Annotated in this window: 9 protein-coding genes; 4 read left to right on the top strand and 5 right to left on the bottom strand. The window is 73.3% G+C overall.

From position 1 onward, the window contains the following. Positions 1 to 167 precede the first annotated feature (167 nt). Positions 168 to 1,310, bottom strand: coding sequence for an acyl-CoA dehydrogenase family protein (locus AOK15_RS07115; protein ID WP_055513928.1), 1,143 nt, complete (start codon positions 1,308 to 1,310; stop codon positions 168 to 170). Between the two features lie 68 nt (positions 1,311 to 1,378). On the opposite strand from AOK15_RS07115, the gene AOK15_RS07110 reads away from it, so the two are divergent. From AOK15_RS07110 to AOK15_RS07100, 3 genes are read left to right on the top strand one after another with little or no spacing between them, the layout of a single operon-like run. Continuing rightward, a complete protein-coding gene (locus AOK15_RS07110) occupies positions 1,379 to 2,167 on the top strand; it encodes an SDR family oxidoreductase (protein ID WP_055513925.1) in 789 nt (262 codons plus the stop codon). A 14-nt stretch (positions 2,168 to 2,181) separates the two neighbouring features. Further along, positions 2,182 to 2,796, top strand: a complete 615-nt coding sequence (locus tag AOK15_RS07105; RefSeq protein WP_055513932.1) for a TetR/AcrR family transcriptional regulator — start codon at positions 2,182 to 2,184, stop codon at positions 2,794 to 2,796. Between the two features lie 34 nt (positions 2,797 to 2,830). After that, positions 2,831 to 3,988: an acetyl-CoA C-acetyltransferase gene (locus AOK15_RS07100; RefSeq protein WP_055513923.1), complete on the top strand. Its 1,158-nt coding sequence runs from the start codon at positions 2,831 to 2,833 to the stop codon at positions 3,986 to 3,988. 861 nt (positions 3,989 to 4,849) lie between these two features. Here AOK15_RS07100 and AOK15_RS07095 read toward each other — a convergent pair. Genes AOK15_RS07095 through AOK15_RS07080 form a run of 4 tightly spaced genes read right to left on the bottom strand, consistent with a single transcriptional unit; the run spans position 4,850 to position 8,313 of the window. After that, complete coding sequence (locus AOK15_RS07095; RefSeq protein ID WP_055513921.1) at positions 4,850 to 5,917, bottom strand: NAD(P)H-dependent flavin oxidoreductase; 1,068 nt, start codon at positions 5,915 to 5,917, stop codon at positions 4,850 to 4,852. After that, complete coding sequence (locus AOK15_RS07090; protein WP_420876867.1) at positions 5,917 to 6,693, bottom strand: CoA-transferase subunit beta; 777 nt, start codon at positions 6,691 to 6,693, stop codon at positions 5,917 to 5,919. Before AOK15_RS07090 ends, AOK15_RS07095 begins: the two co-directional genes overlap by 1 nt. Positions 6,694 to 6,704: 11 nt before the next feature. Beyond that, positions 6,705 to 7,559: a CoA transferase subunit A gene (locus AOK15_RS07085; RefSeq protein WP_055513919.1), complete on the bottom strand. Its 855-nt coding sequence runs from the start codon at positions 7,557 to 7,559 to the stop codon at positions 6,705 to 6,707. Then, positions 7,552 to 8,313 carry an enoyl-CoA hydratase family protein gene (locus AOK15_RS07080; RefSeq protein ID WP_055513917.1) on the bottom strand — a complete coding sequence of 254 codons (762 nt, stop codon included), beginning with the start codon at positions 8,311 to 8,313 and terminating at the stop codon, positions 7,552 to 7,554. Before AOK15_RS07080 ends, AOK15_RS07085 begins: the two co-directional genes overlap by 8 nt. A 53-nt stretch (positions 8,314 to 8,366) precedes the next feature. Between AOK15_RS07080 and AOK15_RS07075 the strand changes: the two genes are divergently transcribed. Further along, the coding region (locus AOK15_RS07075) for an SDR family oxidoreductase (RefSeq protein ID WP_055513915.1) at positions 8,367 to 9,037 on the top strand (671 nt) is incomplete at its 3' end.

Below are 9,037 nucleotides of genomic sequence, written 5' to 3'. Positions count from 1 at the left end.
GGGTAGAGGGTGGGGTGGAGGTGCGAAGGGCTGTCTTCGGGTCGGGGCGGCGACGACGATCGCGTGCGGCGCTCGTGCGTTTCCCGTGTCGGCGTTCACCTGCGGCGCTCGTGCGGTCCGCGTGCCCGCGTTCGCACGCGGCGCTCGCGCGTTCCCCGTGCCGGCGTTCACCCGCGACGCCCCCTCGGCAGGCCCAGCAGGCGTTCGGCGATGATGTCCCGCTGGATCTCGTTGGTGCCTGCGTAGATCGGGCCGGCGAGGGAGAAGACATAGCCCTCGAACCAGTCGGTGTCCGCGAACTCGCCCTCCCCTCCCAGGAGTTCCAGTGCGGTCTCGTGCAGGGCGATGTCGTACTCCGACCAGAACACCTTGTTGAGGCTGGACTCGGGGCCCAGGGACTCGCCGTCGAGGAAGCGGGAGGCGCTCGCCCAGGTGAACAGCTCGTAGGCGCGGGCGCCGATCAGGGCGTCGGCCACCCCCTCGCGGGCGGCCGCCGGGCGGCCCCGGGTCTCCCACAGGTCGCGCAGCCGGTCGGCGGAGGCGAGGAAGCGGCCGGGGGAGCGGAGCGTCAGCCCGCGTTCGTTGCCGGCCGTCGACATCGCGATCCGCCAGCCCTGCCCCGGCTCACCGATGACGTCCTCGTCCGGCACGAACACGTCGTCCAGGAACAGCTCCGCGAAGGCCGGCTTTCCGTCGAGGCGGCCGATAGGGCGGACCGTCACGCCGGGCGCGCGCAGGTCGAACATGAGGTACGTCAGGCCCTGGTGCGGCTTCGGGGTGCCCGGCTCGCTGCGGAACAGCCCGAACGCGCGGTCCGCGAATGCCGCGCGCGACGACCACGTCTTCTGGCCGCCGAGCAACCAGCCGCCGTCCGTACGCACCGCCCGCGAGGTCAGCGAGGCCAGATCCGAACCGGCCTCCGGCTCCGACCACGCCTGCGCCCACACCACCTCACCCGAGGCCATCGGCGGCAGCACCCGCGCCCGCTGCTCCCGCGTGCCATGGTCGAACAGGGTGGGAGCGAGCAGGTTGACGCCGTTCTGCCCGACCCGGCCGGGGGCGCCCGCCGCGTAGTACTCCTCCTCGAAGATCAGCCAGCGGATCAGACCCGCGTCCCGACCGCCGTACGCGGCCGGCCAGTTCACCACCGACCAGCGGTCGGCCGCCAGCTCGGCCTCCCAGGCGCGGTGCGCCGCGAAGCCCTCCTCGGTCTCCAGGGAGGGCAGGGGCCTGGACGGCACGTGCGCGCGCAGCCAGGCGCGGGCCTCGGCGCGGAACGCCTCGTCGGCGGGGGAATGGGCGAGGTCCACGGGGTCACCTCTTTCCGGGCAAGCACCCAACCTTCCCTAACAAGTGTTTGGTAGGTTAGCGTGCCCTCATGACGAACGTCGAGCCTCCGACCTACGTCCCCGCCCACGGCCTCCTCCGCGGCCGTACCGCCGTCATCACCGCGGCGGCCGGCGCGGGCATCGGCGGGGCGACCGCGCGACGCTTCCTGGAGGAGGGCGCCCGCGTCCTGATCAGCGACGCGCACACCCGCCGCCTCAAGGAGCACGAGGCCCGGCTGGTCGAGGAGTTCGGCGCGGACGCGGTCACGGCGACGGCGTGCGACGTGACCGACGAGGACCAGGTGCTGGCTCTGTTCGACACGGCCGTCCGGCTGCACGGACGGCTCGACGTCGTCGTCAACAACGCGGGCCTCGGCGGCACCTCGGACCTCGTCGACATGACCGACGAGCAGTGGTCGAAGGTGCTGGACGTGACCCTGGGCGGCACGTTCCGCTGCACCCGGGCGGCTCTGCGGCACATGCGGGACACCGGCGGCGGCGTGATCGTCAACAACGCCTCCGTCGTCGGCTGGCGCGCCCAGGCCGGGCAGGCGCACTACGCGGCGGCGAAGGCGGGCGTGATGGCCCTGACCCGCTGCGCGGCCGTCGAGGCGGCCGGGTACGGGGTGCGCGTCAACGCGGTGTCGCCCAGCCTCGCCATGCACCCGCACCTCGCGAAGGTGACCACCCCCGAACTGCTGGCGGAACTCACCGCACGCGAGGCACTCGGGCGGTACGCCGAACCCTGGGAGGTGGCCAACGTGATCGTGTTCCTCGCGTCCGGCTACTCCTCGTACCTGACGGGCGAGGTCGTGTCCGTCAGCAACCAGCACCCTTGAGGACAATGAACAGCGTGCCGACCAAGAAGAAGCCCCAGGTGACCGCCGCCCCCGCCCGCCGTCGTGAACTCCTCGACAGGGCGGCCGAGGTCTTCGCCGAGCAGGGGTACAACGCCACCACCGTCCGCCGGATCGCGGACGACGCGGGCATGCTCGCGGGCAGCCTCTACTACTACTTCGACTCCAAGGACGCGATGCTCGAGGAGATCCTGCGGACCTTCCTCGACGAGCTCTGGGAGCAGTACGACGCCGTCCTGGCCGCCGGACTGGGGCCCAGCGAGACCTTCCGGTCCCTGGTCACCGAGTCGTTCCTGGCCATCGACCGGCACCGCGCCGCCGTCGAGATCTACCAGAACGAGGCGAAGCAACTGATCGCGCAGGAACGCCGGTTCGGGTTCCTGGAGGTGTCGCAGCGCAAGTTCGAACAGACCTGGCTGTCCACGCTGGAACGCGGGGTCGCCGAGGGGGAGTTCCGGTCCGACCTCGACACGAAGGTCACCTACCGGTTCGTGCGCGACACCGTGTGGGTCGCCGCCTCCTGGTACCGGCCCGGCGGGCAGTACAGCCCGGAGCAGATCGCCCGCCAGTACCTGTCGATGGTGCTGGACGGGATCGCCGTACGTACCTGACCACCAACTCAAGCCCAGAGTCCGGGGAGTCGCCATGGCCGAGGCCTACATCGTCGAAGCGGTCCGTACGCCCGTCGGGCGGCGCGGAGGAGGGCTCGGCGGGGTGCACCCGGCCGACCTCGGCGCGCATGTGCTCCGCGCGCTCGTCGCACGCGCCGGCGTGGACCCCGCCGCCGTCGAGGACGTCGTCTTCGGCTGCCTGGACACCGTGGGACCGCAGGCCGGTGACATCGCCCGCACCAGCTGGCTGGCCGCCGGGCTGCCCGAGGAGGTGCCGGGCACCACCGTCGACCGGCAGTGCGGCTCCTCCCAGCAGGCCGTGCACTTCGCCGCCCAGGCCGTCCTGTCCGGCACCCAGGACCTCGTCGTCGCCGGTGGCGTCCAGAACATGACGATGATCCCCATCGCGTTCGCCTCCCGTCAGGCCGCCGTGCCCCTCGGGCTCACCGAGGGTCCGTTCGCCGGCAGCGAGGGCTGGCGCGCCCGGTACGGGGACCGGCCCGTCAACCAGTTCGCCGGCGCCGAGATGATCGCCGCGAAGTGGGGCATCAGCCGCCGCGACCAGGAGGAGTACGCGCTGCGCTCCCACCGGCGGGCGGTACGGGCCGTCGACGAGGGCCGCTTCGAGCGGGAGACCGTGTCGTACGGGGACGTGACCGTCGACGAGGGGCCGCGCCGGGACACCAGCCTGGAGAAGATGGCCGCGCTGAAGCCCGTCATCGACGGCGGCACCGTCACCGCCGCCTGCTCCTCGCAGGTCTCCGACGGCGCCGCCGCGCTGCTGCTCGCCTCCGAGCGGGCCGTCGAGGAGCACGGGCTCACCCCGCGCGCCCGCGTCCACCATCTCTCCGTGCGTGGCGAGGACCCCATCAGGATGCTGACCGCGCCGATACCGGCGACCGCGTACGCCCTGAAGAAGGCCGGTCTCTCCCTCGACGCCATCGACCTCGTCGAGATCAACGAGGCGTTCGCGCCCGTCGTCCTCGCCTGGCTGAAGGAGACGGGCGCCGACCCGGAGAAGGTCAACGTCAACGGCGGCGCCATCGCCCTCGGACACCCCCTGGGTGCGACGGGCGCCAAGCTCATGACGACCCTCCTGCACGAACTGGAACGCACCGGCGGCCGCTACGGCCTCCAGACCATGTGCGAGGGCGGCGGCCAGGCGAACGTGACGATCATCGAACGGGTGTGAGGCCGGGTCCCGGCCCGCGGGTGAGGCTGCCGCGAGCGGAGCCGGGGGGTGGGCCGGGGCCGACGGTATCCCGGTGGTCCGGGGCCGACCATGGCCCTGCGGCCCTGCGGCCCTGCGGCCCTGCGGCCCTGCGGCCCTGCGGCCCTGCGGCCCTGCGGCCCTGCGGTCCGGTGGAGCCGGGGCGTCGTGGGCCGGTGGCCTGGTGAGCCGATGGCTTGGTGGCCTGGCGCCCGGGTGGGCCCGTGGCCGGTTGGCAGGGTGGGCCGGTGGGCTGGTGGCCCGGTGGCTTCGAGGCGTAGATGGGCCGGTGGACTGGTGGGCCGATGGCTTGGCGGCTTGGCGGCTTGGCGGCTCGGTGGCCTGCTGCCCTGCTTCCCTGGTAGGCCCGTGGCCAATTGGCAGGGTGGCCCGGTGGCTTCGAGGCGTAGACGGGCCGGTGGCCTCGTGGGCCGATGGTTTGGTGGCCTGGCCCTGGTGCCCTGGTGCCCTGGTGCCCTGGTGCCCTGGTGCCCTGGTGCCCTGGTGCCCTGGTGGCCTGCTGGTCTGGCGCCCGGGTGGGCCCGTGGCCGAGAGCGCGGCCGCTTGGCAGAGTGGGCCCGTGGCCCTGGCGGCCTGGTGGCCTGGCGGCCCTGCGGTCCGGTGGCCCTGGTGGCCTGGCGGCCCTGCGGTCCGGTGGCCTGGCGGCCTGGTGGCCTGGCGGCCCTGCGGTCCGGTGGCTTTGAAGCGTGGGTGTGCCGGTGGGCGATGGGCGACGGCCGAGGGGCGGGCGGCGGCCCGGCGGCTCCCAGCCGCCTGGCACCCCGTGGTGGCCGGGTGGCTCGGGGGCGCCGTCAGCCTTCGGGGCTCAGTCGCCCCGTGTCGTCAGTTCTCGGGGCTCAGTCGCCCCGGTGTCGTCAGCCTCGTCATCGTCTCCTCGGCCTCCTTCATGATCCGGTTCACCAGTTCCTCGCAGGACGGCAGGTCGTCGATGACTCCGGTGACCTGGCCGGAGGCCATGACCCCGAGGTCGGTACGGCCCTCGACCATCGCGGACCTCAGGAGCATCGGGGTGTTGGCGGCGAGCAGGACCTGGCTCCATGTGAGGTCCTTGCCGTGCTTCATCGCGAGCCCGTCCCGGATCATGCCGCGCCAGGTGAGCCCCGAGATCCGGCGGAAGCCGGCCGCGTGGCGCACCGCGTGCAGCAGGGCGCGGGCGCGGCCGGACCTCTCCAGGGCGTCCACGAACTCCGTGCGGAGCATGCGGTGCGGCAGCCCGTCCACGGCCCTGGTGACGGTGACGTCCTTGACGGTCGCCGCGAGATAGCGGGCCTTGACCGCGTCGGGCACCGTCGAGTCCGACGTCAGCAGGAACCGTGTGCCCATCGCGACGCCCGCCGCCCCGTACGCGAGCGCGGCGACCAGCCCCCGCCCGTCGTGGAAGCCGCCCGCGGCGACGACCGGAATGCCCACCGCGTCCACGACCTGCGGCAGGAGCACGGTCGTCGCCACGTCCCCGGTGTGCCCGCCGCCCTCCCCGCCCTGCACGACCACCGCGTCCGCACCCCACGCCGCCACCTTCTCGGCATGCCGCCGGGCACCCACGGACGGGATGACGACCACCCCCGCGTCCTTCAGCTCGGCGATCAGCTCCCTGGACGGCGCGAGCGCGAACGACGCCACCCGGACGCCCTCCTCGACGATGATCCGCACCCGTTCCCGGGCGTCCCCGGCGTCGGCCCGCAGATTCACCCCGAACGGCGCGTCCGTGCGGGACCTCACCTCCCGCACGGCGTCCCGGAGCCGCTGCGGGCTCATCGTCGCGGACGCCAGGATGCCGAGGGCGCCCGCCTCGGCCGTGGCGGACACCAGCCGGGGGCCGGCCACCCAGCCCATCCCGGTCTGCACGATCGGATGGCGGACACCCACGAGCCGGGTGAGGGCGGTGTCCATCACCCCCGGACCTCCCCTGAGCGGGTGTTCTCCGGGTCGAGCACCTCACGGATCAGCCGCAGTTCCTCGGCCGACGGCTCCCGTGTGTACGGCACCTCCTCCGGTACGGCCAGCGCGAACCCGGTGGCCTCCTCGACCTGCTCGACGGTGACCCCCGGGTGCAGCGAGGCCAGCCGCATCGAGCGGTCCGGAGTGGCGAAGTCGAACACCCCGAGGTCGGACACGACACGGGGGAGCCGGTGGAAGCGGGCCGTCGCGGGATGCGCGGCGGCGCGGTCGTACCCGACCCCGCACACCATGTCGACCTTCTCCACGAACACCCGCCGGGAGTGCCGGGGCACCCAGTAACTCGTCGCGTTGTTCAGCGTGTTGACCGGCGCGCCCCGCACCCCGAGGAGCTGGCGCCGGGGGCGGGCCCAGTCGCCGACGCAGGAGATGTTCTGGTTGCCGTACCGGTCGATCTGGCTCGCGCCCATCATCACGTGCCGTCGGCCGCCGGTGACCAGGGCCAGGTGCTGCCGGTAGGGCAGCCACCCCTCGACGGTGCCGTCCGGGCCGACGAGCAGCGCCTCGCCGTCGGTGAGCAGCAGGTCCGGGGCGAACGTCCGCCGGGCGAGGCGTGCGCCCAGCGCCGGGACGAGCCCCATGGGGCTCGCGAGGATCTCCCCGGCCCCGCGCCATGCCTCGGCGCACGCGATCACGCAGTACTCGGCGCGGGTCGCTCCGCTCGCGCCCCCGCCGCTCACGCCCCCACCCGTCAGGCCCTCTCCGCTCACGCCCCCTCCTGTCATGCCTCAGCCTCCTCCTCGCGCCAGGCCCGCACGGCCGCCTGGTAGGTGTGTTCGTCGCCGGTGAGGAACCGTTCGGCGAACTCCGGCCACGCCGTGCCCGCGTACCGCTTCTGGAAGGGCTCGTCCCGCGCGTAGTCCGGCGCGCAGGACGTGAAGTGCGCCCCGTTCGGCGCCTCCACCACGCCCGTCACCCCATGCCGCTTGATCAGCAGCGACTGCGGCGGCGCCTCCTTGGTCAGCTCGGCCGTGTCCACGATCCGCTCGCAGGAGACGTACGCGGTGTCGGCCGCCTCGCAGAACAGGTCGTCGAAGTAGGGGTCCGGGCCGAGGTACTGGCCGTTGCCGAGCCGGTCGGCCCGGTTGACGTGCACGAACGCCGCGTCCATGCGCAGGGCGGGCATCGCGACGAACGTCTCCCCGTCGGCGTAGGGCGAGGTGACGGTCCGCAGGGAGGGATTGACCCGCATCACGTCCGAGCCGATGCCCGCCCGCACCGGCAGGAAGGGCAGTCGGTTCGCGGCGGCGTGCAGGCCCCACATGAACATCGCCTCGTCGACCTCCATCAGCTCGAACGCCCCGCGTTCCCGGGCCGCGCGGAAATGCGGCTCCAGGGGGATCGAGTCGAGGGTGGCGAACGCGGCGACCAGTTTCCGGATGCGCCCGGCGGCGGCGAGCATCCCCACGTCCGGGCCGCCGTACGAGACCACGGTGAGATCAGTGATCTCCGTACGGAGCAGCGCTCTCACCAGGGCCATCGGCTTGCGCCGGGACCCCCAGCCGCCGATGCCCAGGGTCATCCCGCTCTCCAGCCGCGCCACGGCCTCCTCGGCGGTCATGGTCTTGTCACTCATCCGCGCCCTCCTCCCTGCCCTCCCTGCCGAATGTGCCGCGGACCTCGTCGGCGACCCCGCTGAGGTTCGCCTCGAACGTGAAGCCCTGCTCGAAGCGGTAGCTGCGCCGTACGTCGACGGGGTCGATGCCGTTGATGGCGGCCTTGGCCAGCCGGATCAGCCGCCGGTCCTTCGCGGCGATCTCCGCCGCCAACTCCAGTGCGGCCGCGCGCAGTCCGTTCCGCGGCACCACCCGCCACACCGAGCCGTGCGCCCGCAGTTCGGCCGCGGTCGCCGTGCGCGAGGTGTAGTACAGCGCCCGCATCAGATGCTGCGGCACCAGCCGCGCCAGATGCGTCGCCGCCCCGAGCGCCCCCCGGTCCAGCTCGGGCAGGCCGAACGTCGCGTCCTCGCTCGCCACGATCGCGTCCGCGTTCCCGACCAGACCGATCCCGCCGCCCAGGCAGAAGCCCTGCACCGCCGCCACCACGGGCACCTCGCACTCGTACACCGCCGCGAAGGCCTCCGCGCAGCCCTGGTTGGCGCCGATCAGCGCGCGCTGCCCCGCCGCCTGGATCTCCTTGATGTCGACGCCCGCGTTGAACCCGCGGCCCTCCGCCGCGAGCACCACACAGCCGACCGCCGGATCTCGCCCCGCCGCGCGCACCGCGTCGGCCAGCTCGAACCACCCCCGCACCGGCAGGGCGTTCACCGGCGGGAAATCGACCGTGACGAGAACCGTCCCCTTTTCCGGGGACGAGGTGGAGACACCCATGGGAGCATCAGCTACCTTCCACCTAACGTTTGTTTGGTGGAAGGTAGCAGCGGATGGAGCTCAACGGGAAGCTCGCCGTCGTCACCGGCGGCACACGCGGCGTCGGCGCCGGCATCGCCCACGCCTTCGCCGAGGCCGGCGCAGACGTCGTGATCTGCGCCCGCCGCCCACCCGACACACCGCTCAAGGGCGCCGAGTTCCTGCCGCTGGACGTCCGTGACCCGGACGCCGTCCAGGCCCTCTTCGACGGCCTGCCCCGCGTCGACGTCCTCGTCAACAACGCGGGCGGCACGCCTTACCGGCCCCTGACCGGCACCGGCACCGGCACCGGCACAGACCCCGGCACCGACGCCCGCCGCCACGCCCGCGTCATCGACCTCAACCTCACCGCGCCCCTGACGGTGTCCCTCGCCGCCCACGCGCACCTGCGGCGGTCGCGGGGCTCGATCGTGATGATCGGCAGCGTCAGCGGCAGCCGCCCCTCGCCCGGCTCCGCCGCGTACGGCGCCGCCAAGGCCGGCCTGGAACACCTCGCCCGCTCCATGGCCGTTGAATGGGCCCCCGACATCCGCGTCAACACCCTCGTCCTCGGCATGGTCCGCACGGAGCTGTCCCACCTCCACTACGGAGACGAGCACGGCGTCGCGGCCGTCGCCCGCACGGTCCCCCTCGGCCGCCTCGCCGACCCCTCCGACGTCGGCGGGGCGGCCGAGGGGGACCGTGC

The sequence above is a fragment of the Streptomyces ossamyceticus genome (genome assembly GCF_001418475.1).
Lineage (GTDB): Bacteria > Actinomycetota > Actinomycetes > Streptomycetales > Streptomycetaceae > Streptomyces > Streptomyces ossamyceticus.
The sequence above is the reverse complement of the archived record's forward strand: the minus strand, read 5'-3'. Positions and strand labels throughout refer to the sequence as shown.